This is a genomic window from Burkholderia sp. Bp9012 (assembly GCF_003853825.1).
Classification (GTDB): Bacteria; Pseudomonadota; Gammaproteobacteria; order Burkholderiales; family Burkholderiaceae; genus Burkholderia; species Burkholderia diffusa.
Genome location: NZ_QTQA01000017.1, coordinates 54,629 through 79,991, shown reverse-complemented (window position 1 = coordinate 79,991; position 25,363 = coordinate 54,629). Strand labels below are relative to the sequence as shown.

22 protein-coding genes are annotated in these 25,363 nt (G+C 66.2%); 4 read left to right on the top strand and 18 right to left on the bottom strand.

Going from position 1 to position 25,363, the window contains the following annotated elements; genetic code table 11:
- Positions 1-62 precede the first annotated feature (62 nt).
- A complete protein-coding gene (locus tag DIE11_RS22830; protein ID WP_124627222.1) occupies positions 63-1,619 on the top strand; it encodes a DHA2 family efflux MFS transporter permease subunit in 1,557 nt (518 codons plus the stop codon).
- Between the two features lie 630 nt (positions 1,620-2,249).
- On the opposite strand, the gene DIE11_RS22825 is transcribed toward DIE11_RS22830, so the two are convergent.
- The 5 genes from DIE11_RS22825 to DIE11_RS22805 form a co-directional block, all read right to left on the bottom strand.
- Positions 2,250-3,407 (bottom strand): VTT domain-containing protein, encoded by a 1,158-nt coding sequence (locus DIE11_RS22825; protein WP_260437160.1) that lies wholly within the window; start codon positions 3,405-3,407, stop codon positions 2,250-2,252.
- A 22-nt stretch (positions 3,408-3,429) separates the two neighbouring features.
- A complete protein-coding gene (locus tag DIE11_RS22820) occupies positions 3,430-4,701 on the bottom strand; it encodes a patatin-like phospholipase family protein (protein ID WP_226117197.1) in 1,272 nt (423 codons plus the stop codon).
- 10 nt (positions 4,702-4,711) lie between these two features.
- Positions 4,712-5,494 carry a 3-hydroxybutyrate dehydrogenase gene (locus DIE11_RS22815; protein WP_124627220.1) on the bottom strand — a complete coding sequence of 261 codons (783 nt, stop codon included), beginning with the start codon at positions 5,492-5,494 and terminating at the stop codon, positions 4,712-4,714.
- 15 nt (positions 5,495-5,509) lie between these two features.
- Positions 5,510-6,289: an acetoacetate decarboxylase gene (locus tag DIE11_RS22810; protein WP_124627218.1), complete on the bottom strand. Its 780-nt coding sequence runs from the start codon at positions 6,287-6,289 to the stop codon at positions 5,510-5,512.
- Between the two features lie 296 nt (positions 6,290-6,585).
- Positions 6,586-7,587, bottom strand: a complete 1,002-nt coding sequence (locus tag DIE11_RS22805; RefSeq protein ID WP_124627216.1) for a bestrophin family protein — start codon at positions 7,585-7,587, stop codon at positions 6,586-6,588.
- Between the two features lie 229 nt (positions 7,588-7,816).
- Between DIE11_RS22805 and DIE11_RS22800 the strand changes: the two genes are divergently transcribed.
- Complete coding sequence (locus tag DIE11_RS22800; RefSeq protein ID WP_124627214.1) at positions 7,817-9,025, top strand: NAD(P)/FAD-dependent oxidoreductase; 1,209 nt, start codon at positions 7,817-7,819, stop codon at positions 9,023-9,025.
- A gap of 114 nt (positions 9,026-9,139) precedes the next feature.
- On the opposite strand, the gene DIE11_RS22795 is transcribed toward DIE11_RS22800, so the two are convergent.
- Positions 9,140-9,640 carry an Ohr family peroxiredoxin gene (locus tag DIE11_RS22795; RefSeq protein ID WP_124627212.1) on the bottom strand — a complete coding sequence of 167 codons (501 nt, stop codon included), beginning with the start codon at positions 9,638-9,640 and terminating at the stop codon, positions 9,140-9,142.
- A gap of 349 nt (positions 9,641-9,989) precedes the next feature.
- Positions 9,990-11,510, bottom strand: a complete 1,521-nt coding sequence (locus DIE11_RS22790; protein ID WP_124627210.1) for a PLP-dependent aminotransferase family protein — start codon at positions 11,508-11,510, stop codon at positions 9,990-9,992.
- A 192-nt stretch (positions 11,511-11,702) separates the two neighbouring features.
- On the opposite strand from DIE11_RS22790, the gene DIE11_RS22785 reads away from it, so the two are divergent.
- Positions 11,703-12,446, top strand: coding sequence for an SDR family oxidoreductase (locus DIE11_RS22785; RefSeq protein WP_124627208.1), 744 nt, complete (start codon positions 11,703-11,705; stop codon positions 12,444-12,446).
- Between the two features lie 83 nt (positions 12,447-12,529).
- Complete coding sequence (locus DIE11_RS22780; RefSeq protein ID WP_124627206.1) at positions 12,530-13,585, top strand: LysR family transcriptional regulator; 1,056 nt, start codon at positions 12,530-12,532, stop codon at positions 13,583-13,585.
- Here DIE11_RS22780 and DIE11_RS22775 read toward each other — a convergent pair.
- The 11 genes from DIE11_RS22775 to DIE11_RS22725 all read right to left on the bottom strand — a co-directional run bounded on the left by DIE11_RS22775 (position 13,521) and on the right by DIE11_RS22725 (position 24,883).
- A complete protein-coding gene (locus DIE11_RS22775; protein ID WP_260437159.1) occupies positions 13,521-14,465 on the bottom strand; it encodes a LysR substrate-binding domain-containing protein in 945 nt (314 codons plus the stop codon). The two genes, DIE11_RS22780 and DIE11_RS22775, sit on opposite strands and share 65 nt — an antisense overlap.
- 40 nt (positions 14,466-14,505) lie before the next feature.
- Positions 14,506-15,231 carry an amino acid ABC transporter ATP-binding protein gene (locus DIE11_RS22770; protein WP_124627204.1) on the bottom strand — a complete coding sequence of 242 codons (726 nt, stop codon included), beginning with the start codon at positions 15,229-15,231 and terminating at the stop codon, positions 14,506-14,508.
- Positions 15,232-15,271: 40 nt separating this feature from the next.
- On the bottom strand, positions 15,272-15,928 hold the full coding sequence (locus tag DIE11_RS22765) for an amino acid ABC transporter permease (RefSeq protein WP_124627202.1): 657 nt from the start codon (positions 15,926-15,928) through the stop codon (positions 15,272-15,274).
- Positions 15,925-16,689 (bottom strand): amino acid ABC transporter permease, encoded by a 765-nt coding sequence (locus tag DIE11_RS22760; RefSeq protein WP_059683861.1) that lies wholly within the window; start codon positions 16,687-16,689, stop codon positions 15,925-15,927. The genes DIE11_RS22765 and DIE11_RS22760 overlap by 4 nt, the downstream gene beginning before the upstream one ends.
- Before the next feature lie 43 nt (positions 16,690-16,732).
- Positions 16,733-17,551 carry a transporter substrate-binding domain-containing protein gene (locus tag DIE11_RS22755; RefSeq protein WP_124627200.1) on the bottom strand — a complete coding sequence of 273 codons (819 nt, stop codon included), beginning with the start codon at positions 17,549-17,551 and terminating at the stop codon, positions 16,733-16,735.
- 40 nt (positions 17,552-17,591) lie between these two features.
- On the bottom strand, positions 17,592-18,662 hold the full coding sequence (locus DIE11_RS22750; protein WP_124627198.1) for an ABC transporter ATP-binding protein: 1,071 nt from the start codon (positions 18,660-18,662) through the stop codon (positions 17,592-17,594).
- 40 nt (positions 18,663-18,702) lie between these two features.
- Positions 18,703-19,545, bottom strand: coding sequence for an ABC transporter permease (locus tag DIE11_RS22745; protein ID WP_059683865.1), 843 nt, complete (start codon positions 19,543-19,545; stop codon positions 18,703-18,705).
- A complete protein-coding gene (locus DIE11_RS22740; protein WP_124627196.1) occupies positions 19,542-20,468 on the bottom strand; it encodes an ABC transporter permease in 927 nt (308 codons plus the stop codon). The genes DIE11_RS22745 and DIE11_RS22740 overlap by 4 nt, the downstream gene beginning before the upstream one ends.
- 4 nt (positions 20,469-20,472) lie before the next feature.
- Positions 20,473-21,570, bottom strand: a complete 1,098-nt coding sequence (locus DIE11_RS22735; RefSeq protein ID WP_124627194.1) for a PotD/PotF family extracellular solute-binding protein — start codon at positions 21,568-21,570, stop codon at positions 20,473-20,475.
- Positions 21,571-21,719: 149 nt separating this feature from the next.
- Positions 21,720-23,192 (bottom strand): aldehyde dehydrogenase family protein, encoded by a 1,473-nt coding sequence (locus DIE11_RS22730; protein ID WP_124627192.1) that lies wholly within the window; start codon positions 23,190-23,192, stop codon positions 21,720-21,722.
- Positions 23,189-24,883 carry a 5-guanidino-2-oxopentanoate decarboxylase gene (locus DIE11_RS22725; RefSeq protein WP_124627190.1) on the bottom strand — a complete coding sequence of 565 codons (1,695 nt, stop codon included), beginning with the start codon at positions 24,881-24,883 and terminating at the stop codon, positions 23,189-23,191. The genes DIE11_RS22730 and DIE11_RS22725 overlap by 4 nt, the downstream gene beginning before the upstream one ends.
- Positions 24,884-25,363: the final 480 nt, after the last annotated feature.

The following is a 25,363-nucleotide window of genomic DNA, read 5'->3' as shown; positions in this document are numbered from 1 at the left end:
TTCAATCATCCGACTGGCCGGAACGATGTGCCGGCGCGGTCGACCTTCGGAGTGTGAGCAAGATGAATTCCTCGACTCAACCCGCGCCGCCACCGCTGACGGGCGGAAAGCTGGTGCTGGCGACGCTCGCCGTCGCGCTCGCGACGTTCATGAACGTGCTCGATTCGTCGATCGCCAACGTGGCGATTCCGACCATCTCCGGAAACCTCGGCGTATCCGTCGACGAAGGCACGTGGGTGATCACGCTGTTCTCGGCGGCCAATGCCGTCGCAATTCCGCTGACCGGATGGCTCACGCAGCGCGTCGGGCAGATCAGGTTGTTCGTGGCCGCGATCGTGCTGTTCGTGTTCTCGTCGTGGCTGTGCGGCATCGCGCCGAACCTGCTCGTGCTGCTCGCCGCGCGCGTATTGCAGGGCGCCGTCGCGGGGCCGCTGATTCCGCTTTCGCAGGCGATCCTGCTGGGTTCGTATTCGAAGGAGAAGAGCTCGACCGCGCTCGCGCTCTGGTCGATGACCGCGACGGTGGGCCCGATCGCCGGTCCCGCGCTGGGCGGCTGGATCACCGACAGCTACAGCTGGTCGTGGATCTTCTACATCAACATTCCGGTCGGCCTGTTCGCGGCCGGCGTGACGTGGATGATCTATCGCGACCGTGAGACGCAGGTGCGCAAGCTGCCCATCGACAAAGTCGGCCTGATGTCGCTGGTCGTATGGGTCGCGACGCTGCAGATCATGCTCGACAAGGGCAAGGATCTCGACTGGTTCAGCTCGCCCGTGATCTGCTCGCTTGCCGTGATTGCGGCCGTCAGCTTCCTGTTCTTCCTGATCTGGGAGTTCACGGCGCGCAACCCGATCGTGGACATTCGCCTGTTCGCGGTGCGCAATTTCCGCGGCGGCACGATCGCGATCTCGGTCGCATACGCGGTATTCTTCTCGAACCTCGTGATCCTGCCGCAATGGATTCAGGGCTATCTCGGCTATCGATCGGTGGACGCCGGACTCGTGACGGCGCCGCTCGGGATCTTCGCCGTGCTGCTCGCACCGTTGATGGCGAAGATCATGCCGAAGTCCGACGCGCGGGTGCTCGCGACGCTGGCCTTCGTGGGTTTCGCGGGCGTGTTCTTCATGCGCTCGCGTTACACGACGGGCGTCGACCCCTACACGCTGGTGCTGCCGACCCTGTTGCAGGGTATTCCGATGGCGCTCTTCTTCACGCCGCTTACCGCGATCATTCTGTCGGGCCTCGCGCCCGACCGGATTCCGGCCGCCGCCGGGCTGTCGAATTTCGTGCGTGTGTTCGCGGGCGGCGTCGGCACCTCGCTGATCGCGACCGGATGGAACGACCGGACGATCCTGCATCATGCGCGGCTCGCCGAGCAATCCAGCGTGAACAACCCCGCTTACACGAGTGCCGTCACGCAGCTCCAGGCGACGCTCGGCGGCGGCGTCGATCAGGCGTCGGCGTTTTTTGAACGCACGCTGAATGCACAGGCCGCGATGCTCGCGCTGAACGACATCTTCTGGTTGTCGTCGATCATCTTCATCGTGATCATTCCGCTGGTCTGGCTCACCCGGCCGGGCAAGGGCGGCGGCGGCGGGATCGCGGCAGGCGGTCACTGAACGAGGCCGCTGGCGTCGCGCGGTGGCGATCGCTCGCACGCCGCCGAGCCGGGATGCGCCAAACCCTTGAGGATCGATGTCGGCATGGTGTCCGTCAAAATGATGGACACCATGCGGTCGCATTCGGCGGACCGGGCGGGTCGTTGCGGGAAGCGGCTACACCTTGCATCAAACGCTTCGTCAAACTGATCAAGCCGTCCGAGGCCAACCAGTGCCTCCGTCGTCACGGAAACGCGCCGGATGGCGTTCCAAGCGTGCTGACGTCGAACGTCCGTTACGCCGATCTCACTGTCTGTGTCGGGGAATGTGCCCGCCAGGCGCGCAACGGCGGAAGGAACGCTTTATCCGTTACGCGATCGACAGATCGTCTTGCCCCGGGTTCGAGACAAGCGGCGCAGTCGCCGCATGGCGCAACTGTGGTCGGGAGAGGGTGTCAGGTCCGCCGAGGATGTGACCAAGAAGAGGCGTGAAACCCGGCTAGCGGGGGTCGCGATGCCGAGGTCCGGCACTCGCTGCGTGAGCCGATGGAGGTGCCATGGAGGCGTTGTCCGTCGCCAGGCGAATCGACGTCCCGACAGGCCGCCAACGGTGCGATACCGCGCTGCCCAGGAACCCGGGCGCGCCACGGCGTCAATACGTGAAGGCTTTCCGCTCTTCCGGGGCGATTGCCGCGTCGTTCATCGCGACCATCGGCTCCACGTCGAAGCCCGCGACGCGCCATGCATCGATACCGCCGGTGAGCGGTAACGCGAGCTTGACACCGGACAGGCGCAACTGCCTGGCCACCGACACGGCGGACGTTTCGTGCGGGCACGCACAATAGATGACGAGCGTCCGGTTCGTGCCGTAGCGCTCCATGATCTGGCGCGGCTTGCGTTCATCGCCGATCACCGCGCCCGGGATGACGAACGGATCGAGCATTCTTCGCTCGGCGGAACGGATATCGATCACGGCCGGCCGCGGATTGCTCGCGAGCAACGCATGCAGTTCACCCGCGCTGATCCGCGCTTTTCCGAGGGCGCTTGCCAGCATCCGTCGGCGGCAGTGGCGATACGGAAGATACAACGCCGGTGCGATGCCGATCACGATGAGCACATGCCAGCCAAGACGAGTGACGAGGGCGAAGACCGCGTCGATCTGCGAGGCGAACAGTGTGCCGACGGCCAGACCGATCGACGCCCACAGCGCAATGCCGACGCAGTCATGCAAGATAAAGGCGCGCAACCTGACGGCCATCGCGCCGCATAGCGGAACGGCCACGAGTGACAGGCCGGGTACGAACCGCGCGATCACGAGCACGCGAACGCCCCAACGCCCGAAGAAGCGCTCCGTCGTCCTGACGCACGCGTCGCGCGACGGTGTCAGTTTGCAGACGGTGTGAAGCGTGCGCTTGCCGTACCGTTTTCCACCCTGGTACCAGACCAGGTCGCCGAGCAGGCCGCCAACCACGGCGGCGGCCAGTATCGTCGAGAAATGCAGCAGCGTCGACGACGCGACATGGGTCACGAGCGCGATGCCTGCGCCTACCGTGACCAAGGTCGGAATGGCAGGCAGCGGCAGGCCGAGCGACGACCCGAGAACGTTCAGGAATACGATCAACGTGCCGTACCGCGCGATCATTTCGTGCGACATCATGGTGCTCTCCTTGAGGCGGGCGCATGCGCGATCTCGACGATCGGTCATGGCTCCACCTGAAGCGGTCCTGCAAGGGCGGTTCCGCGAGTCGGGAACAGAGCAGGCGGGCCGCCGGTCACGCGTCGCCGGCACGCGGCCGACCGCCCGGCTCACCCGCGGCTGGCGTCGATACGGGTTACCCGGCGACGGAGGATTCCTTCTCAGGCGGCAGTTGTTCCGCGGGAGAAGCATGCTTGCCGAGGCTGCCGGCTTCGTCCACGTCGTGCCGATAGCGGTGCACGTCTCGCGTGACGAAGCCGATTTCCCGGCTCGGAATCTCGAACCACTCCGGGTGTCCGAACGAACGGCGAATATCCTCGAGACCGCTCGCCCAATGCTCGCGCATCGTGTCCTTGCTGAACTCATAGTCCTTGTAGTGCCCCTCGAACGTCTTGTTCTTGTAGATCAGGTGCACCACGTTCACGGCACTGCCATCCGCCGTTTTCTGAGCTTCCCGCAGCAGCGGGTGGGCAAGCCGCACGTGTTCCGGAATGTGTTCGAGCAGCGCCTTGATCATCTGCGCATGTTTCTGGTTCTGCGACATGAACGCGGTGATCGCGCGCGTGCGGCTCGAATACTGAATGTCCTTGGTGCGCTCGCTGACATCGAGGAAGTTGCCCGGCAACTTGCCGCGCGAGCTCCACAGATCGAGCTGGAAGACGAGCGTGTCCTTGTGCTGGCTTTCGCGGATGATCTCGGTGAGCGGCGTATTGGAAACGAGGCCACCGTCCCAGTAGAACTCGCCATCGATCTCGACGGCCGGAAAGCCCGGCGGCAGCGCGCCGGACGCGATGAAATGCTCCGGCGCCAGGCGCATTTTCGTATTGTCGAAATAGACGAGATTGCCCGTTCGCACGTTGACCGCTCCGACGGAAACGCGAATGTTTCCGTCGTTGATGCGGTCGAAGTTGGCGTACCGCAGGAGCGTTTCACGCAACGCCGACGTGTCGTAGTAGCTGACCTGATCGGGACGCTTTGCGCCGAATCCGGCGAAAGGCACGTGCGTGCGCGGCGAGAAGAATCCGTTCTGGCCTTCCATCAGCGTTCGCGTGGCGGCCCATGCGCTCGACCACCTGCGCCCCACGTCGGCAAGCCCGGGCCACGCCGACATGCACGCGCCGACGTGAGCGAGCGGATCGCCCGGCTGACTGATGGTGTTCCAGAAGCCTCGGAGCGCGTCCGTGCGGTCCGCCGGCGCATTGCCGGCGATGATCGCCGTATTCAGCGCGCCGATCGATATGCCGGCGATTCGCGTCGGCTCCACGCCGACTTCGGCCATGCCTTCATACACGCCGGCCTGATAGGAGCCGAGTGCGCCGCCACCCTGCAGCACGAGTCCGATTTCGTCATACGCGGGCAGCTTGATGCGATGGGGCTGCTTGAGCTTGTTACGCTGGCTCGAATACATGGTGTCCTCCTTACTGCATGAACCAGCCGTGGCTGACGACGATCGATTGTCCGGTGAGCGCGTTCGACTCGAAGCCCGCCAGGAACGCAACCGTGTGCGCGACATCGGCCGCCGACGTGAATTCGCCGTCGACGGTCTCTCTCAACATCACGTCCTTGACGACCTGCTGTTCGGAGATGCCCAGCGCTTTCGCCTGCTCCGGAATCTGCTTGTCGACCAGCGGCGTCCTGACGAAGCCCGGGCACACGACATTGGCGCGTACGCCGCGTGGCCCGCCTTCCTTCGCGACGACGCGCGCGAGACCGAGCAGCCCGTGCTTCGCGGTCACGTAGGCGGACTTCAGCGGCGAGGCCTCGTGCGAATGCACCGAGCCCATGTAGATCACCGTGCCGCCCTTGTTCGACGCGTACATGTGCCTGATGACGGCACGCGTCGTCAGGAATGCACCGTCCAGGTGAATGGCCAGCATCTTCTTCCAGTCGGAAAATGCGTAGTCCTCGATCCGGTTGACGATCTGGATGCCGGCGTTCGACACGAGCACGTCGATTCCGCCCAGCCGGTTCACCGTTTCGGCCATGCCCGCATCGACGGCTTCCTCGCTGGTGACGTCCATCGCGATCGCCAACGCCTTCCCGCCGCTCGCGACGATGTCGTCCGCAACCTTGCGCGCGGCCGCGAGGTTCAGATCGGCGATCACGACCGTGGCGCCGTCCGCTGCTAGCTTGCGTGCGCACAGATCGCCGATACCGCTTGCCGCGCCCGTCACGAGCGCGACCTTGTCATTCAGTGGCATACGTCCTCCGGAGGTTTACTGGTTGACCGCGAGCTTCAGCGACGCGGCGGGGGCGAGGTAGTCATGGGCCACTTCGCCGATATCGAGCGTGAGATGTGCGATGACGTGGCGCGCGCCGATCACCTTGCGAACCGGCAGGTCGGCAACCGACGCGAGCGCATGCGGATGCAGTTCGAGCGCGGCAGGCCCCTCCCATGCGCCGATCACGTCGACATCGCGCAGGAAGAAGCGCACCAGTTCGCAGATGCGCGCGGTGCCGTCGACGTGCGGAATGACCTTGAGCAGATAGTTGGGCGTGCCGGCGAGCTTGCGGCGCTCGGCTTCCGTGTCGAGCGCGCGGTACTTGTAACCCATCGTTCCGGTGGCGATGCGCTGCGTGCCGTAGTCGAGCGTGCCGAGCAGCGTGTCCTTGCCGTCGACGCAGAGCCGCGGCGACGCCAGTTTCTTGGGAAATCCCCAGATTTCCCGTCCGGCGGCGATGGGGCCTTCGTCGTCGAGGTACATCGCATGCGTGAAATTGGCTCGCGTGCCGTCCTCGTCGAGAACGGAGATCACCTGACCGCTTTCGGTGTAGTCACCGAATCCCGACGAATCGGGCATCCGGATGAACTCGTAATGGACGACGGCCTGGTCGACCGTCAGAGGTTCCGGGACGACGGCCCGGAGGGCGTCCATGTCCGTCTCGTACGAGATGATGAAATACTCCCGATTGACGAAGCGGAAGGGCGGACGCGGATACGCCGGGTTGTGCACGGGCATCGCGAATGCGTTGCTGCGGATATCTTCTTCTGTCACGGATCGTTCCTCGGTTGATGAGGTGCTGGGTCACACCCATGGCAACAGCCTTGGCTGCCGCGGCCAATGACGCGCGACGACGCGACGCGGCGCAGACGGCCGCGCGGGTCGCACGTTGCACTTGCGGTGTCGTGTCCGTTTCCCGGAGGGGATCGGGCATGCATGCACGGCCACCGTCATCGCCAAGCGTAGGCGATGTGCTCGTGCGGCAGTAGCGTCGCGACGGACCTCATCATGTTGTCTCGGCGACAACAATCGACGAACGGAGGATGGCGAAACGAAAGACGTGTGACGCGCTACAGCGCGATGATCGTGCGGCTCGACGGATCGCGCGCATGTTCGCCGAGCATCGCTTTCAGATCGCGCTCGATCGTGCTGCACAGCGTTGAAATGGGCACGTCGTTGGCGCCGCCTTCGAACGGGTTTTCCGTGCTTTCGCCAACCTGCTCGAGCGAGGTGTACATCCAGGAAACGGCGACGCTGCACGGCACGACCAGCCAGACCATGTTGCCGTGCATGAAACCGCTGACGCTATCGTTCAACCGGTTGAATTCGTTCAGAAGACCGAACGGAAGCGACAGGCAGAAGAACCGGACGAACAGGGAGCTGACGGTCGCATACTGACGCGGGTAGGGAAAGTTCTTGAAGCGTTCCGATCTTGCCTGGAGATCGATGAAATCGCCGACGGTTTTCTGAAGCTCCATGTAAAAGTTCGAATTCAGATGCCCGGCCATGTGAAGCGTCCGGAGCGAAGTGCCCTGCAGGCTCAGCACGAACGTTGCGATGCAAGCCGAGGAGAGCGACTGTTCCGTTTCGGTCGAGGAGAGGTACTTCGGCAACAATTCGCTGATGTCCTTTTCCCACTCCGGAACACGATAGAACCGGCGGTACTCTGCGTTGTAGCGTTTGTTCGTGCTTTCCCAGATGCGCGGGCGGCGCAGGTCGTAGCGCAGCGCGGTCAGCCACGCCAGGTGGCGATCGACGAGTGTTCGGGCGATCTCGTCATCGGTGACGAAGTCGCGGACGAATTGGCCCCAGCGCCGGCTCTTGCTCAGGATATCCGTCCAGATGTCCAGCGCGTCCATTGCGCGGTTGTAGGTTTGGACGTTCTTGAAGCCGACGATGAACGACGTCGCAGTTCCGAGCAGAACCACGATCGTCAGGGGGATCGACAGCCACGTGACGGAGAAAAATTTGTACAGCACAACCGGAACGGAACCGAAAACGAGCAGCTCGTAAATTTTCCAGCGCGTCCAGATCAGGAACTCCGACAGTTTGTACGATTTCCCCATATGCATTTTATTTGCCTCATCGTTGAGTCAGGTGGGTGACGAAGACGGCGTTCGAGTCGCGTGCGATCGTTCGTCGACATCATGCCCGCGATCGATCAGTGCGGCGTGTGATGGATTGGTGCCGAAGCGGCAACATCGTGAGCACGACTGCGGATCTACTGCGCAATGCCGTGTCGACCTAGGATGACTTCGTGCGGCGAGTTGCCGCCATCGACATCAACCGAGGGCAATGATCATGTCGCAGAAGATCCTGATAGTGGGTGCCGGTTTTGCCGGCGTGTGGGGCGCACTGGGCGCGGCGCGCGTGCTGGATGGTGCCGGTGTGACGAGCGGCGACGTCGAGATCACGTTGATCTCCCCGAAACCGGAACTGCAGATCCGGCCGCGGCTGTACGAAAGCGAGCCGCAGCGGATGGCCGCACCGTTGCTGCCGCTGCTCGATGCGGTCGGCGTGAAGTTTCTCGAAGGTAGCGTCGAGGAGATTTCCGTCCGCGAGAAGACGGTCAGTGTCGCGTGCGCCAACGGCCAGCGACGTCTGCTCGCGTATGACAGGCTGTTGTTGACCAGCGGCAGCAGGTTGGGCAAGCCGCCGGTGCCGGGGCTCGCGGAACACGCGTTTTCGGTCGATCGCATCGAGGACGCCGTCGCGCTCGACGACCACTTCGCGGCGCTCGCGAAACTGCCGGAATCGCCGGCACGCAATACGGTCGCGGTGGTCGGTTGCGGCTTTACGGGTATCGAGGTTGCCACCGAGTTGCCCAAGCGTTTGCGCGAGTGGTTCGGCCCGCAGACGAAGGGGCGTGTCGTCGTGATCGGCGCGCAGGACGACATCGGTCCCGATCTCGGCCCGAATCCTCGGCCGTATGTCGCCGAAGCATTCGCGTCGCTCGGCGTCGAGGCCGTGCTCGGATCGCGCGTCGTGTCGGTCGCGGCCGACGGCGTGCGTACCGCGTCGGGCATGCACATCGAGGCGATGACCGTGATCTGGGCGGGCGGAATGCTTGCGAGCCCGCTGACGTCGCAAGTCTCGTCGCACCTGGATCCGCTCGGGCGCGTCGAGGTCACACCGGATCTTCGCGCGGCGGAAGCGCCGCACGTATTCGTCGCAGGAGACGTGGCGCGGGCGCGCAGCGACGATGACGGGCACTATGCATTGATGTCGTGCCAGCACGCGATCGTGATGGGGCAATTCGGCGGGCACAACGTCGCGGCGGATCTGATCGGCGTGCCGACACTGGAATACCGGCAGCCGTTCTATGCGACATGCGTCGACCTGGGCGATTGGGGCGCCGTGTACTCGGAAGGCTGGGATCGGCAGATCAAACTGACGCATGCCGAAGGAAAGGCGCGCAAGCAGATGATCAACACGCAATGGATCTATCCGCCGGCACCGAATCGTGCCGAGGCACTGGCGGCCGGTAACCCGCAGGCATCGTTCGATTGACCGATCGCCCCCCGCGCGCGCGTCGCGAGATGCGCCGCGGGGGGAGGAGCACGCCGCTGCGGCAACGAACGCCGTCGGCGGACGACGCGCTGTCGCGCCGCGACAGGCGCCGGGTCAGTCGACGACGGTCACGATATTGACGGTGCCTTGCCGGGCCATCTTCGCATATGGGCACAAGCGTTCCGCGGTTCGAACCATTTCTTCCGCGACGTTTCGATCGACGCCCGGCATCCGTACCCGAACGTCGATGAGCAACGCATAGCCGCCGTCCATGGGATCGCGGCCGAACGAAACCTGCACTTCCACGGCGGTATCGGGGGTTTCCATATCGGCGCGTTTCTCGAGCAGATTGAGCGCGCCGTGGAAGCACGCGGCGAAGCCGGCCGCGAACAATTGCTCCGGATTGGTCCCGTTGCCGGGCCCGCCAAACTCGGTGGGCAGGCGCAAGTTGACGGCGAGATTTCCGTCGTCCGAGCGGACGACGCCGGATGCGCGGCCGTGTCCCGTCTCGCCGCCGGACACGGTGACGGTCGTGGTGTAAAGCGGTTGAAAATCCCGGCCTCGATACCTGTCGAGGAGGGAAAGCGGCGGGGCTTGCAGCTTGTTGTCATCCATGATGCGTGCTCGAATTCAGCGACACGCTTCGACCTCGGTCATTCGATCGTCGAAACGTCTTGCGAAGGGGCCGGAACGCCCGGGCAAGTAGCGTCGTCAAGGAATGACGGGCACGGAGGATCGTCCGAGGAATGCGGCAATCTTCCGGTGCAGCCCGATTCCCGGTTCGTCTACGGGAGAAAGACGCTTCCATGCTAGAGGCGCGCGCGGGATGGCGGTATGGCCGTTCCGGGCGATTGTATGTTTCCCGTTGGACACCAATCGGGAACGCGGCACGAATTTCAATCAGGCGCCCGGCGGCAGCGGTTGCCGGCACGCAAGGCCGCACGCGATTGGTGCACGCCGCGCGTCAGCGGCCCAGGCACGCGCGCAGCGCTCGTGCGTGACGTTGCGCTTCGTCCGCGTCGGCGATGTTCGCGAACCCGATGATGAGGCCGCGTGGCGTTTGCTGCGTGTGGCTGTTCGTGTACCAGATCGACAGCGGCAGGACCGCGAGCCCGGCTTCGCGGGCGCGCGCGGCGACGGTGACATCGTCGACCGGCCCCTCGGGCCCCGCCGTGAACCGCACCGCGAACTGGATGCCGCCAGGCGGCAGGTCGACGATCAGCCGCTTGCCGAACGCCTGCCGCAATGCGTGCACGATCAGCGTGCGGCGCTCGCCATACAGCGTGCGCATGCGCTTCAGGTGCCGGGCGAAGTGACCCTGTTCGATGAAATCCGCCAGGGCCGCCTGCAGGAGCGCCGGCGAGCCTGCGTTCATGCTGCAGGCCACGCGTTCGACACGCTCCACCGCACGCTCCGGCACGACTGCGTACGCGAGCCGCAAGCCGGGATACATCGCCTTGCTGAAGGTACTGCAATAGATCACGCGATCGCGCCGGTCGAGACTCTTCAGCGCCTGCAGCGGGCGGCCCAGATAGCGGAACTCGCTGTCGTAGTCGTCCTCGACGATCCACCCGGACGTCTTTTCGGCCCAGTCCAGCAGCGCGATGCGGCGGGACAGCGACAGCGTATGCCCGAGCGGGCTCTGATGCGACGGCGTCACGAGCGCGAAGCGCGCGTGCGCGTCCAGCTGCAGGCCGCGCTCGACGTCGATTCCCTCGGCATCCACCGGCACCGGGACGAGGTGCACGCCCGTCTCGGAGAGGAAACTGCGTGCGAGCAGATAGCCGGGGTCCTCGAACCAGACGCGGTCGTTCGGACGCGCGAGGCTGCGCAGCACGAGTTCCAGCGTGGCGCGGTAGCCGCTGGTGATGAACACCTGTTCCGGCACGCAGGTGACGCCGCGCGACAGCCCCAGATAGGTGGCGATGTGTTCGCGCAGCGGCCTGTAACCGGCCGGATTCGGGTAGCCCAGCAGCGCGCGGTCGCCGCTGCGCGCGCGCAGCGACACGAGGCGGTGCCAGACCTTGCGCGGAAAGGCGTCGAGGGCAGGGACCCCGGGCTGCAACGGGCGCGGCTCGCCGCTCATTGCGACGGCGATCGGTTGCGCGCGCCGCGGAGGCGGGCTGTCGCGCGACATGCCCGGTACCTGAAGCACGTCGACGCTGTCGACGTGCGCCGCCGATTCGTCGTCATGCGCGGGGGTCGCCCGCGGCAGCGATTTCGGCAAGGACGGCGAGACGAACGTGCCTGCCGCGCCGCGCATTTGCAGATATCCCTCGTCGACCAGGATCGTGTAAGCCTGTTCGACGGTGCCGCGCGCCGTGTTCAATTGCGTCGCCAGACCGCGTAACGCCGGCACGCGATCGCCCGGACGCAGGTGGCCCGCGGCGATCGCGGTTCTGAACCGCTCACAGATCTGCAGATAGATCGGCAACTGATGCTGCCGGTCGATTTCGATGGTCAGCATGGAGGATTGCGCAGACATGACGGCCTCGTGGGTAACGGAACAGACGCGGCATGGACCAGTCCGATCGACGATTCTTGGCACTGATGGATAGGACATGATTCTTCCACAATTGCTCCACGCGATGCGACGGTCATCACCGCCTTCACCGGATCCGGCACCCGTCATGTCCCCTCGCATTCACATGCAATCCATTCGTCAGGAGATTTTGCGATGAAGATCGTTGTCATCGGCGGTTCGGGCCTGATCGGCTCGCGTGTCGTCACGCTGCTCGAGGAAGCGGGCCATCGGGCGGTTGCCGCATCGCCGCGCACCGGTGTCAATACCATCACGGGCGAGGGCCTGACCGACGCATTGACGGACGCGGACGTGGTCGTGGACGTGGCGAACGCACCGTCATGGGAACCGCAGGCGGTCCTGGACTTCTTCCGCACGTCGGCACGCAATCTCGGCAAGGCCGAAGTGGCCGCGGGCGTGCGCCATCACGTCGCGCTGTCGATCGTCGGTTGCGACCGGATGCCGGAGAACGGCTATTTCGCGGCCAAGGTCGCGCAGGAGCAGGCGATCGAGGCGGCGGGCGTACCGTACACGATCGTGCGCGCGACGCAATTCATGGAATTCATCGGCGGCATCGCGGATTTCGGCACGGTTGACGGCACCGTGCGCATCGGCGACGGACTGTTCCAGCCGATCGCCGCGGAAGACGTGTCGGCACTCGTCGCGCAGGCCGCGCTCGCCGGGCCGCAGAACGGCACGATCGAGATCGCGGGTCCGGATCGCGCGCCGTTCGCGGAGATCGTCGCGTGCTACCTGAAGTCGGTCGGCGACACGCGCGCGGTGGTGACCGATCGCGACGCCCGCTACTACGGCGGCCGCGTCGAGGAAACGTCGCTGGTGCCGCTCGGGGACGCGCGGCTGGGCCGCATCGGTCTCGACCAGTGGCTGGTAAGAAGCTGATTCACGTTCGCACGTATGCGATACGCCGGCGCATGCCGGCGACGAGTCGATCCGTGTGAGCAGCACGAGTGGGGGCAGCGGAAATGAATCATTCGGAACCATCGGAACACGGCGCGCGTCGCGAGCTGGCCAGTCGCGCCGATGCACTGTCGGCGAGCTTCGGTGCGAGCTATGCAGGCATCCTTGCATTCGTTGCCGTGGCGAGCGAGGGGAGTTTCACCAAGGCCGCCGAACTGCTCGGCGTCGGGCGGCCGGCCGTGAGCCGGAACGTCCAGAAGCTGGAGGCGCAGCTGAGCACGCGGCTGTTCCAGCGGACCACGCGCACGACCGAGCTGACTTGCGAGGGCCGGCGCTTCTTCGAGAATTGCCACCAGGGCGTGGCGCAGATCGTCGAAGCCATGAACGACATGCTGGAATTGCGGCAGGGGCCGCCGCGCGGCCTCATCCGCATCAGCTCGGCAGTGGGATTCGGCAGGAAGATCGTGGCGCCGCTGCTGGAAAAGTTCGCGCACGCCTATCCGGACATCATCATCGATCTGCTGCTCGACGACCGGCCCGTCGATCTGGTGTCCGAGCGGATCGACGTGTCGTTCCGTAACGGCCGCATCGAGGACTCCAGCATCATCGCCCGGCAACTGATTCCGATGCAGATGGCGCTCTGCGCGGCGCCGTCGTATGTGGCGAGGCACGGTCTCCCGCAGAGCGTCGAGGACCTCGACCGGCACGAGTGCATCAATTTCCGGTTTGCGAGCGGGCGCCTGTTCGAATGGGAGTTCAACGTGGACGGCCGCGTGCAGAAGTACCTGCCGACGTCGCGCCTCACGTTCAATGACGCGGATCTGGTGTTGCGTTCGGTGCTGAACGGATCGGGCATCGCGCAGATGGCGGGCTACCAGATCCGCGACCATCTCGCGTCGAACGAACTCGTCGTCGCGCTGGCGAAGCACGTGCCGGAGGATCGCGGTCACTACATCTGCTATCTGAGCCGGCAACACCTTCCGACGCGCATCCGGATCTTCGTCGACTTCATGACCGAGCAGATTCGCGCGCTCGATCTGAACTGCATGACGCGGTTCAATCCGGAAGTGCCGGTGTTGTCGTCGGCCGCGTCGGCCGCGTCGGCGGGGCTGGCGGCTTGACGCAGCTCCACGCGCGTTTGTCCGCAATCCAGTCGCCAAACAGCTGGATCTTTTGTTGCTGTTCGGTTCCGCCCGGATACACGAAGTAATAGCCCATCCCCGTCGGCAACGAGATGTCGAACGGCATCACGAGCCGGTGTGCCGCCACGCTCTCGTCCACCAGCGTCCTGTCGCCGATCGCGATGCCGTAACCGTCGATCGCCGCATGTGTCGCGAGATCCAGCGTCTCGAAGCTCAATCCGCGAGTCGAGTCGACGTGCGGCGCGCCCGCATGGTCGAGCCACCGTTTCCAGTCACGGTGATCGCGAGTCGGATGCAGCAGCGTATGACGGGCCAGGTCGCCGAGACTCGCGAGCGGTTGCCGGTCCAGCAGGCTCGGGGCACAGACAGGGGTGAGCCGCTCTTCGAACAACGGGATCGCGTGCATGTCGGGACCGGCGCCGGGGGCGTAGATCACCGCGGCGTCGAACGGTTCCATGCGGAAATCGACGTGATGCTCCCAGGTGGTCGTGATCTGCACCTGAAGTTCGGGATGCTCGGCCTGGAACCGCATGATTCGCGGCAGCATCCACTGCATCATGCAGGTCGGCACCTTCAGCGCGAGCTCGGTGCGCCTGCGTGAAAGACGCATCGATACCTCCTCGATGCGCGCGAAGCTCTCGCGCACCGTCGGCAACAGGAGCTCGCCCTCGGCCGTCAGCGTCAGTCCCTTGGGCGTGCGCTTGAAGAGCGGAAACTGATAGAAGCTTTCGAGCGCGAGAATTTGCCGGCTCACGGCGCCCTGGGTCAGGCACAGGTGCCCGGCGGCGCGCGTGAAGCTGCCGTGACGGGCGACGACGTCGAAGACCTGCAGCGCGTTGAGGGAAGGAAGTCGTTTCATCGGGAGAACTGGCGTGGAGCGGGCGGCGACGCGGTATCGTTCAGTGCAGGATTTTCGCGAGGAAGTCCTTCGCGCGATCCGACTTCGGATTCGAGAAGAAATCGTCCTTGCGGTCGTCCTCGACGATCGCGCCACGGTCCATGAAGATCACGCGATGGGCGACCTTCTTCGCGAAGCCCATTTCGTGCGTGACGACCATCATCGTCATCCCTTCCTGCGCGAGCTCGACCATCACGTCGAGCACCTCGTTGATCATCTCGGGATCGAGCGCGGACGTCGGTTCGTCGAACAGCATCGCGATCGGGTCCATCGACAGCGCGCGCGCAATCGCGACCCGCTGCTGCTGGCCACCCGACAGCTGGCCCGGAAACTTGTGCGCATGCGCCTTCAGGCCGACGCGATCGAGCAGCTTCATGCCCTTGTCGGTCGCTTCGTCCTTGCCGCGTCCGAGCACCTTGACCTGCGCGAGCGTCAGGTTCTCGGTGATCGACAGGTGCGGGAACAGCTCGAAATGCTGGAACACCATCCCGACCTTCGAGCGCAGTTTCGACAGGTTCGTCTTCTTGTCGCCGACCGACTGGCCGTTCACGAGAATCTCGCCGTGCTGGAACGGCTCGAGGCCGTTGACGGTCTTGATCAGCGTCGACTTGCCCGAGCCGGACGGGCCGCACACGACGACCACTTCGCCTTTCTTCACGTCGGTCGTGCAATCGGCGAGGACCTGAAACTGGCCGTACCACTTCGAAACGTTACTGATGGAAATCATGAAAGTACCTGCATCGTAATGAGGCGCGCGCGGCGCCGGTTCAGCGCGCCTTCGCGACGCGATGGCGCTGCTCGAGCGCGCGGGCATACCACGTCAGCGGGAAGCACATCGCGAAGTAGAGCAGCGCGACCATCGCGTAGATCGGAAACGGCTTGAATACCGCGTTGGTGATGATGTTGCCGGTCTTGGTCAGTTCGGTCAGCCCGATGATCGACGTGAGCGCGGTGCTCTTCACCGCCTGCACGAGGAAACCGACGGTCGGCGCAAGCGCGATCTTCCACGCCTGCGGCCACACCACGTAGCGCAGCCGCTGCACCCACGTCATGCCGAGGCTCGCCGCCGCGTGCCACTGGCCATGCGGCACCGCGTCGACGCAGCCGCGCCAGATGTCGGCCAGATAGGCGCTTGCGTTCAGCGTCAGCACGACCGACGCCGCAACCCAGGGCGTCACGTCGATGCCGACGAGCGGCAACCCGAAGAAGCCGAGGAACAGTTGCATCAGCAACGGCGTACCCTGAAACAGTTCGACGTACAGGATCACGAAGCGGCGCAGTGCTGGCACGGGCGAGATGCGCATCGCAAGCAGCGCGAACCCGGCGATGCTGCCGCCACCGAACGTGATCAGCGACAGCAACACGGTCCAGCGCGCGGCGAGCAGCAGGTTCCATGCAATATTCTGGAAAGTGAATTCGATCATCGCGCACGTTCCGTCGGCAAGTGGGTCTCGGGGGAGCGGGCGCGCCACGCGAGGCGGGCAACCCGGGTGCGCCGCGGCGCGGCCGCCGCGCCGTGCGGCGCGCGGCCGGAGAACAGCCGGCGGCCGACGCGATTGAGCAGCATGCGCAGTGCGATCGACAGCAGCAGGTAGATCGCTGTCACGACGATGTAGATCTCGAACGCGCGGAAATTGCGCGACTGGATGAAGTTGGCCGCGTAGGTCAGGTCGGGCACCGAGATTTGCGACACGACCGCCGAGCCGAGCATCACGATCAGGACCTGCCCGAGCAGCGCAGGGTAGACGTTCGCGAGCGCCTGCGGCAGCACGACGTGGCCGAACACCTGCCGGCCGTGCAGCCCGAGCGCACGCGCGGCCTGAACTTGTCCGTGCGGCACCGATTCGATCCCGGCGCGCAGGATCTCGACCGCATAGGCACCGAGGTTGATCGTCATCGCGAGCACGGCCGCCTGCGCTTCGTCGATGTGTACGCCGATTCCTGGCAGCCCGAAGAAGATGAAGAACAACTGCACCAGGAACGGCGTATTGCGGATCAGCTCGACGTAAGACGCGACGAGCGCGCGCGCCCAGCGCGGGCCGGCGAGCGCGGCCCACGCGCCGGCGGTGCCGATCAGGCCGCCCAGCACGGTGGCGGCCGCGGTCAGGCCGAGCGTCACGCCGATGCCGCGCGCGAGCATGCCGGCGTAGGGGCCGAAATCGCTGAAGTCGAACACGTAGGTCATCGCGATGCCTTGGGTCGAGAATGCGGGGCGGAGGCGGTGCGCATCACAGATCGGTCGGCAGTGCCGCGTGCAGCCACTTCTGCGACAAGGTGTTCAGCGTGCCGTTCTTCTTCGCGCCGGCGATCGCGTCGTTGACCTTCTGCATCAGACGCGGTTCGTTCTTGTTCAGGCCGACGTGGTCGGGCGAGCTGAACAGCGAGAACTTCTGTTCGGGATCGATCGACGGATGGCGCGCGATGATCGTGGCGCCAACGTCGTTGCCGACCACCAGCAACTGCGCTTGCCCCGACAGGAACGCCGCGATCGCGCCGTTCGGGTCGTCGAAGCGCTTGATCGTCGCGCTGGGCGGCGCGACCTTGCTGACGCTCAGGTCCTCGAGCGTGCCGCGCGCAACCGCGACCGATTTGCCGGCGAGATCGGCGTTGCCCTTCACGGCGAGCGACTTCGGGCCGAACACCGCAAGATAGTACGGCGCATACGCGTTCGAGAAGTCGATCACCTTGGCGCGTTCCGGCGTCTGTCCGACCGACAGCAGCATGTCGGTCTTGCGGTCGGCGAGATACGCCATCCGGTTGTCGCCGGTGACCTGCACGAGTTCGACCATCGCGCCGAGCGCCTTGCCGATCAGGTTCGCCATGTCGATGTCATAGCCTTGCGGCTTCATGTCGGGCCCGATCGAACCGAACGGCGGGTAGTCCTCGAACACGCCGATGCGGACGACACCCGATTTCGCGATCGTGTCGAGCGCGTCGGCGTGCGCGAGCGGCGCGAAGGCGGCAAGGCCGCTGGCGCAGGCGAAGAGGAGGGCGGTACGGGCGAGCAGGCGTCGCACGAGGCGGTTGGCTTGGGTCGATGCGTTCATGGTGAGATCCTTGTTGCTGCGCTGGGGAGGAAAGGGAAAGTCAGGCGCCGCGTGCGGCGATCAGCTTGCATGCATGCGCGGGCAGTTCGGCGGCAACCGGCATGCCGACGTGCAGGTCGGGCGTCTCGCGCGGCGTCGTCGTCGCCGTCAGCGTGAAGCCGCGGCAGTTGATCGTCGCTTCGATCGATGCGCCGACGTCGCGCACGAACATGATCGTGCCGGCGAGCGTATTCGGCGCCGCAGCCGGCTGGCCCGGACGCACGCACACGTCCTCGGGACGAATCAGCAGGCGCACGGCGTCGGTCCCGCGTGGCGTGTCCGGCGCGCGCCGGATCGCGAGACGCTGCCCGCCGGGCAGGACGATGGCGTCGTCGCCGTCGCACGCGACCGGCAGGATATTGCCGAGGCCGATGAAGTCCGCGACGAATTCGTTGACCGGATCGCGATAGATGTCGAGCGGCCGGCCGACCTGCTGGATCCGGCCCTTCTCCATCACGACGATCTCGTCGGCCATCGTCATCGCTTCGCGCTGGTCGTGCGTGACCATGATCGTCGTGATGCCGAGCCGTTGCTGGAGCAGCCGGATCTCGACCTGCATCGCCTCGCGCAGCTTCGCGTCGAGTGCCGACAACGGTTCGTCGAGCAGCAGCAGGCGCGGCGACGATGCGATTGCGCGCGCAATCGCGACGCGCTGGCGCTGCCCGCCCGACAGTTGCGTGACGAGCCGGTCGGCCATGTGCGGCAGCTGGATCAGCTCGAGCAGCTCGGCGACGCGCCGAGCCTGCGCGGCCTTGTCCGTCTTGCGCAGCCGCAGCGGATACGCGATGTTCTGCGCGACCGTCATGTGCGGAAACAGTGCGAGCGACTGGAACACCATGCCGAAGTCGCGCCGGTTGGCGGGCACGTGCGTGAGGTCGCGGCCGGCGAACGTCACGGTGCCGGAGGTCGGCGTTTCGAGACCGGCGATGATCCGCATCAGCGTGGTCTTGCCGCAGCCGGACGGGCCGAGAAAGCAGACGAGCTTGCCGTCTGGCACCGACAGGTCGACATGTTCGACCGCATACGCCTGATGGAAGCGCTTCGTCACGCTCTGGAGGATGAGCTGGTTCATGAGGGTTCCTTGCACGGGCGAGGGCGAGGCTGTGCGCGCGTCAGAGCGCGACACCCTTGTCGCCGACGAGTTTTTCGAGCATCCAGATCAGCGCGAAGTCGATCGCGACCGTGAACACGGCGAAGCAGAACACGGTCGGGTCGAGCGACGACACGGTGCGGCTGTAGAGCCAGACCGGCAGCGTCATCGTGTCGATGCTGTACAGGAAGAACGTCACCGTGAATTCGTTGAACGACACGATGAAGGCGAACAGCATCCCGGCGAGGATGCCGGGCCGCATCAGCGGCAGCACGACGTCGACGAGCGCGCGGCGCGGGCTCGCGCCCATCAGGCACGCGGCTTCTTCGAAATCGGGGCCGATCGACGCGACCGAGGCCGCGCAGTTCTTCACCGTGAACGGCAGTGTCAGGATCACGTGCGCGACGACGAGCCGCACGATGCCGAGTTCGACCGGCAGCGCGTTGAACACGATCAGCAGCGCGAGGCCGAGCATCACGAGCGGATAGACGATCGGCAATGCGACGAGCTGCTCGACGAGCGTCTTGCCGCGGAAGCGGTAGCGGGAGAGCGCGTAAGCCGCGGGTACCGATACGGCGGTCGCGATCAGCATCGTCGCGACCGCGACGACGAGGCTCGTCGTCAGCGCGGCGCCCATCGATTGCGCGCTACCCGCATCGGACGACACGAACGTCTGCCACGCGGTGCGATACCAGTGCAGGCTGAATTCGCGCGGCGGGAATTCGAGCGTGCCCGATGCGCCGAACGACATCGTGATCATCGTCACGATGGGCAGCGAGGCGAGGAACAGCACGAGCGTCGCGAGGGCGCCGGTCACGCGTCCGAGGCGGCCGGGCATGGGCGCGCGCAGGAGCAGGGCATTCATCGGTTCACCTCGTCGGCACGTCGCAGGGCGTGCACGAGGCGCTGCGACACCGCCATCACGACGAGCGTCGCGCCCATCAGCACGGCGCCGGATGCCGAGGCGGCAGGCCAGTTGAGCAGCGGCGCGACCTGGTCGTGCACGAGCACGGCGAGCATCGGCACGCGCCGGCCGCCGAGCAGCAGCGGCACCGCGAACGCGCTGGCGTTGTACGCGAACACGAGCAGCGCGCCGGAGACGAGGCCGGGCATCGCGAGCGGCAGCGTCACGTGCCGCAGCGTCTGCCAGCGGCTCGCGCCGAGCGTCGCGGCGGCTTCGTCGTACGCGCGTGACACCGCGCGCAGCGCGCTCGACAGCGGCAGCACCGCGAGCGGGAACGCGGTCTGGATCAGTCCGAGCAGCACCCCGTGCTCGCGGTACAGCAGCTGCAGCGGCCGATCGACTACGCCGGTGGCCAGCAGCGCGCGATTGATCAATCCGGCCGGGCCGAGCATCACGAGCCAGCCATAGCCTTGCAGCAGCAGGTTCACGAGCAGCGGCAGCAATACGCCGGCGAGCAGCAGCCGGCGCGCGAGCCGCGATTCGGTGCGCGCCATCGCGAGCGCGACCGGGATCGCGAGCAGCACCGCGCACACCATGCTCTGGAACGCGAGGCGCAGCGTGAGCCACAGCGACGTCGCGAAGTACGGGTCCGCGAGGTCAATGTAGTTCTGCAGCGTGAAGGTCCGCCATTCGTCGCCGGACACGCCGACGCTCATTCGCAACACCGTGAGCGTCGCGGCGGCGAGCACCGCGAGGAACGCGAGGATTGGCGCGAGCAGCAGCCAGGGCGGCACGCCGGGCAGCGCGGGCGCGGCGTCCGACCCGGCACCGGCCGAAGCGGCGGCGGCCGGCGCCGTATCGCGGGGGGAGGACAGAGAGGCCATGTCGTTACGCCGAGAAGAGGCTCGTGTAGCGCTTGATCCACGCCGGCTGGACGATCGCGAGCGCCTTGTCGTCATGGAGCACGGCTTTCTCCGCGATCTGCTGCGGCGACGGCACGAACGCGCGGCTTTCCACGGGAATCACGGCCTTCGCGTTCACGGGCCCGTTGAGCACGTCGGCCGCCATCCGGCCCTGCACGCCCGCGTCGAGCGAATGGTTGATGAATGCGTGGATCAGGTCGAGGTCGCCAGGATGCGCCTTCGGGATCACGGAGAACATCAGTTGCGTCGCGAAGCCTTCCTTCATCCCGTATGTGACGCCCATCTTGTAGTCGGGCTTGCGGATCTGATCCGGGAAGAACGCCGGCGAATAGATGCCGCCGATGTCGAGCGAGCCGGTGCGGAACAGGTCGGCGACCTGGTTCGGGTTTTCACCGAGGGTCATCACGCGATCCTTGAGCTGCGCGAGCTTCGTGAACCCCGGATCGATGTTCTGCTGCGAACCGCCCGCCAGCTTCGCGGCGATGATCGCGAGGTCGACCGCTTCGGCCCACTCCGGCGGCGGCAGGAACAAGCGACCCGCATACTTCGGATCCCACAGCGCCTCGTAGCTCGACGGCGCGCTCTTCACGGTCGCCGTGTTGTAGATCAACCCGTCCGACCACAGCAGGTAGCCGATGCCGAAGCCGTTCGCGCCCGTGCGGTATTGCGGCGCGACGTCCTTCAGGTTCGGCAGCCGGTTCAGGTCGGGCTTCGCGAGCAGGCCCGCGTCGGCGAGGCCGGCCGCGCCGACGCCCGCGAGCGTGATGACGTCGTAGGTCGGCCGCTCGCCCGCGGCCTTGACCTTCGCGACCATCCCCGACGTGCCGTCCGCGCGGTCGGCGACCACGCGCGCGCCCGTCTGCTTGCTGAAGGTTTCCGCGATGTTGCGCAGCGCGGCCGCGCCGGTATCGTCAGACCATGTGAGCAGGCGCAGCGTCTTGCCGGCGAAACGGCTCGACTGTGCCTTCGCAGTACTGATGAACGGCATCGGAATGGCGGATGCGGCGAGTGCCGTGCCGAGCGTTTTGATCACCTGCCTTCTTCCCGCCTTGAAGTGTTGCATGGCCGTCTCCTTATGAACGATGCCGTGTGGTCCGATGCCGGTCGCCGAACTGCGGCGCGGGGTGTGGATGAACTGTAGGGAGGTCAAATTTCCGCAACAAACGAAATATCCGCATGCGCGGCATGACATAAACGCATGGGCCGGCGGCCTCAGCCGGCCGGCGTCATGACCTGCTTGATCTCCTGGAATGCGGCCAACCCGAACGGGCCGAGCTCGCGCCCGAGGCTGCTGCGCTTGTAGCCGCCCCATGAGGTTTGCGGATAGATCAGTTGCGGCGTGTTGATCCAGACGACGCCCGCCTCGAGCGCATTGGCGACCCGCCTGCCGCGCGCCGCGTCGCGCGTGACGACGGTGGCGACGAGCCCGTATTCGGTATCGTTGGCGGCCGCGATCGCGTCGTCCTCGGTGTCGAACCTGCGGACGCACAGCACTGGTCCGAAAATCTCGTCGCGCCATAACGGGCAGGTGTCCGGCACGTCGGCGAACAGCGCGGGCCGGATGAAGTAGCCGGGGCCGGCGAGCACGTCTCCGCCCGTCACGAGCCGCGCGCCGTCTGCCTGGCCTTGCGCGATGTGGCGCTTCACGCGTTCGTATTGGGCGCGGTTGGTGAGCGGCCCCATCTGTACGCCGGGCGCGAACGGGGGGCCGACGACGGTCGTATCGATCCGTCGTGCGAGGCGCGCGATCAGGTCGTCGGCGAGTGGGGCCGCAACGAGCACGCGCGAGGTCGCCGAACACATCTGCCCGGCGTTGAACAGGCCGCCGCCCGCGATCAGTTCGACTGCGTGATCGAGGTCGGCGTCGTCGAACACGACAATCGACGACTTGCCGCCGAGTTCGAGACCGACGCCCTTGATCGTGTCCGCCGCCGTCTTCATGACCCGTGCGCCGACCGCCGTGCTGCCGGTAAACGACACCTTCGCGACGAGCGGATGCGCGCACAGCCGGGCGCCGACGTCGTGGCCGGTGCCCGTCACGACGTTCAGCACGCCCGGCGGCAGGCCCGCTTCGGCAATGATCGCGGCGAGTTCGAGCTCGGGCAGCGGCGTGATTTCGGACGGCTTCAGCACGACGGTGCAGCCGGCGGCGAGCGCGGGCGCGAGCTTCCACGCGGTCGTCACCATCGGGAAATTCCATGGCACGATCAGCGCGGCGACGCCGGCCGGTTCGCGCCGGATCCATGCACGATGGTCGCCGCCCGGCAGGGCGATCTCGGTTTCGCCGTCGGTGTCGAGGGCGTCCGCAAGGCCCGCGTAGTAGTCGAAGGTGGCGATCACGTCCGCGACGTCGATCTCGGCTTCGGCGAACGGCTTGCCGTTGTTGAGCGACTGCAGCGTCGCGAGCCGCATGCGTCGAGCGTCGACGCCGCGCGCGATCGCGCGGAGCAGGGCTGCGCGCGCGGCGCCCGTGGTGCGTTTCCAGCCGGGAAACGCGCGCGATGCAGCCTGAACGGCACGCTCGACGTCGGCCTCGCCGCCCGCGCTGACGTTGGCGATGACCGCTTCCGTCGACGGGTCGACGACGGGCAGCGTCGCGCCGCTGAAGCTGGTGCGCCACGTACCGTCGATGAAGTGGCGCGTGTGCAGCGGGGGCTCGAACGCGAGATCCGGTGTCGTGCTCATCGCTGCACCTGATCGAACCAGGTTGCCTCGTCGATTTCGATCACGGTCGGAATCGTGCGTGCCGTGGCGTCGTGCAGCGCGTCGGTCAGCGCGCCGGGCGTCGCGGCCGTGTGCGCCGCGCAGCCGAAGCCGCGCGCGAGTGCCTGGAAATCGGGCGTATACGGATCGACGCCGACCGGCGTGATGTCGCGCGCGACCATGTATTTGCGGATCTCGCCGTAGCCGCGGTTGTTCCAGACGATCACGATCACCGGCATGCGGGCCTCGACCGCGCTCGCGAGCTCCGGCAGCGTGAACTGCAGGCCGCCGTCGCCGATCAGGCACACGACAGGCCGCGCGGGCGCGGCGAGCTTTGCGCCGATCGCGGCGGGCAGCCCGTAGCCGAGCGTGCCGTAGCCGGTCGACGAGTTGAACCAGCTGCGAGGCGCAGGCGCGTCGTGCGTGAAGTTGCCGACATAGACGGGGCTCGTCGAATCGCCGGCGATGATCGCACCGGGCAGCGCCGTGACGATCGTGTCGATCAGCAGCGCCTGGGCACGCGCGGCGCCGTCGTGACCGGACGCGATTGCCGCGCGCACGGCGGCCACCCGCGGCGCGCCCCAGCCGGGCTCGGGTGCCGGCGCCGGCCGTTCATGCAGGCGGGTCGACAGCGCGCCGAGCGCCAGCCGCGAATCGCCGGCGATGGCGATTTCCGCACGCGCATTGCGCATCAACTGTTGCGCGTCGATGTCGATGCGGATCAGCCGGCCGTCGATCGCGAAGCCGCCGTCGAACGTGACGTCGTAATCGGTTTCGCCGAGTTCGGTGCCGACGGCGAGCACCACGTCGGCATCGCCGATTGCCGCGCGAGTGGCCGGCAGCGACTGCGTGGAGCCGATCAGCAACGGGTGGCCGGCCGGCAGCAGGCCCTTCGCGTTGATCGTCAGCGCGACGGGTGCGTGCAGGCGTTCGGCGAGTTCGCGCAGTTCCGCCGCGGCGTGGATCGCGCCGCCGCCGGCCAGTATCAGCGGCCGGCGAGCGTGCGCGAGCAGGTCGGCGGCTGTGGCAAGGGCGTTCGCGTCCGGTGCCGGACGCGCGGGCAGCGCGAGCGGAGTGGCGGGCAGCGCGGGCGCCGGCATCACGATCACGTCGAGCGGGATCTCGATGTGCACGGGCCGCGGACGCGCGCTTTCGAAAACCGCGAATGCGCGCGCGAGGACCTGCGGCAGGTCCGCCGCATCGAGCAGCGTGTGCGAGAACGCGGTGAGCCCCGCGAACACGTCGCGCTGCGACGGCAACTCGTGCAGGCGGCCGTCGCCGCTGCCGAGCTCGCGCCGCGCGTTGACGCTCGAGATCACCAGCATCGGAATCGAATCCGCATAGGCCTGTGCCATCGCGGTCGCGATATTGGTCATCCCCGGCCCGGTAATGATGAAGCAAACCCCCGGCCGGCCCGTGACGCGGGCATAGCCGTCGGCCATGAATCCGGCCCCTTGTTCGTGGCGCGGCGTCACGTGACGGATCGACGATGCGGCAAGGCCGCGATACAGCTCGACGGTATGCACGCCGGGAATGCCGAACACGCATTCGACGCCCTGGCGTTCGAGGAGGTCGACGAGCGCTTCGCCGCAGGTGCGGGGGCGGGCATGGAACGGTGTCGCCGTGGCCGCGCGGGCCTCGGCGATGCAGGAGACGGGGGCTGGATGGTTCATGGATCGTGACGTGCCGATTGGGAGGGGGAGTGGCCCGTACCGCAAGCAAGGGGCATGAAGCGGATTGTCGGTGTTGATCGGCGCTGCCAACAATCGATAAGTTTTCATGCGGCGCATGAGCGCCGCGCATGGGGGAGTCGTTGCTTGTCGCGGCCACGATCGGCGTTACGACGAACCGGTTCAATGGCACGGTTGCCGTATCGTTTCGCACTGCGTGAAGCAGGAAGGCACATCCCAGGGGCGTCGACGTCGTCTCCAAGGACGCGCGCCCCCCTGTTCAGACTGAATTCCGCTACCGGCCGCATTTGCGTCGCGCGTTCTCGTCCAGGCGTCGCTTCAGTAGCATCGGTACGCGGACCTGATGCGATGCCAGGCCCACGTACCGCTGATTCGATCGGTCATGCGTGCGCGCGGATATCCCGCGTTGCCGAACCAGACCAGCAGCCGGTATGCCCGGCTCGGCCTGCAAGCGAGCCCGCG

Excerpts from the sequence above, each read along its gene's own strand:
- DIE11_RS22830 (WP_124627222.1), top strand. The coding sequence starts at position 63 with ATGAATTCCTCGACTCAACCCGCGCCGCCACCGCTGACGGGCGGAAAG.
- DIE11_RS22820 (WP_226117197.1), bottom strand. The coding sequence starts at position 4,701 with ATGTATTCGAGCCAGCGTAACAAGCTCAAGCAGCCCCATCGCATCAAG.
- DIE11_RS22815 (WP_124627220.1), bottom strand. The coding sequence starts at position 5,494 with ATGCCACTGAATGACAAGGTCGCGCTCGTGACGGGCGCGGCAAGCGGT.
- DIE11_RS22805 (WP_124627216.1), bottom strand. The coding sequence starts at position 7,587 with ATGCATATGGGGAAATCGTACAAACTGTCGGAGTTCCTGATCTGGACG.
- DIE11_RS22800 (WP_124627214.1), top strand. The coding sequence starts at position 7,817 with ATGTCGCAGAAGATCCTGATAGTGGGTGCCGGTTTTGCCGGCGTGTGG.
- DIE11_RS22795 (WP_124627212.1), bottom strand. The coding sequence starts at position 9,640 with ATGGATGACAACAAGCTGCAAGCCCCGCCGCTTTCCCTCCTCGACAGG.
- DIE11_RS22790 (WP_124627210.1), bottom strand. The coding sequence starts at position 11,510 with ATGTCTGCGCAATCCTCCATGCTGACCATCGAAATCGACCGGCAGCAT.
- DIE11_RS22785 (WP_124627208.1), top strand. The coding sequence starts at position 11,703 with ATGAAGATCGTTGTCATCGGCGGTTCGGGCCTGATCGGCTCGCGTGTC.
- DIE11_RS22780 (WP_124627206.1), top strand. The coding sequence starts at position 12,530 with ATGAATCATTCGGAACCATCGGAACACGGCGCGCGTCGCGAGCTGGCC.
- DIE11_RS22775 (WP_260437159.1), bottom strand. The coding sequence starts at position 14,465 with ATGAAACGACTTCCTTCCCTCAACGCGCTGCAGGTCTTCGACGTCGTC.
- DIE11_RS22770 (WP_124627204.1), bottom strand. The coding sequence starts at position 15,231 with ATGATTTCCATCAGTAACGTTTCGAAGTGGTACGGCCAGTTTCAGGTC.
- DIE11_RS22765 (WP_124627202.1), bottom strand. The coding sequence starts at position 15,928 with ATGATCGAATTCACTTTCCAGAATATTGCATGGAACCTGCTGCTCGCC.
- DIE11_RS22760 (WP_059683861.1), bottom strand. The coding sequence starts at position 16,689 with ATGACCTACGTGTTCGACTTCAGCGATTTCGGCCCCTACGCCGGCATG.
- DIE11_RS22755 (WP_124627200.1), bottom strand. The coding sequence starts at position 17,551 with ATGAACGCATCGACCCAAGCCAACCGCCTCGTGCGACGCCTGCTCGCC.
- DIE11_RS22750 (WP_124627198.1), bottom strand. The coding sequence starts at position 18,662 with ATGAACCAGCTCATCCTCCAGAGCGTGACGAAGCGCTTCCATCAGGCG.
- DIE11_RS22745 (WP_059683865.1), bottom strand. The coding sequence starts at position 19,545 with ATGAATGCCCTGCTCCTGCGCGCGCCCATGCCCGGCCGCCTCGGACGC.
- DIE11_RS22740 (WP_124627196.1), bottom strand. The coding sequence starts at position 20,468 with ATGGCCTCTCTGTCCTCCCCCCGCGATACGGCGCCGGCCGCCGCCGCT.
- DIE11_RS22735 (WP_124627194.1), bottom strand. The coding sequence starts at position 21,570 with ATGCAACACTTCAAGGCGGGAAGAAGGCAGGTGATCAAAACGCTCGGC.
- DIE11_RS22730 (WP_124627192.1), bottom strand. The coding sequence starts at position 23,192 with ATGAGCACGACACCGGATCTCGCGTTCGAGCCCCCGCTGCACACGCGC.
- DIE11_RS22725 (WP_124627190.1), bottom strand. The coding sequence starts at position 24,883 with ATGAACCATCCAGCCCCCGTCTCCTGCATCGCCGAGGCCCGCGCGGCC.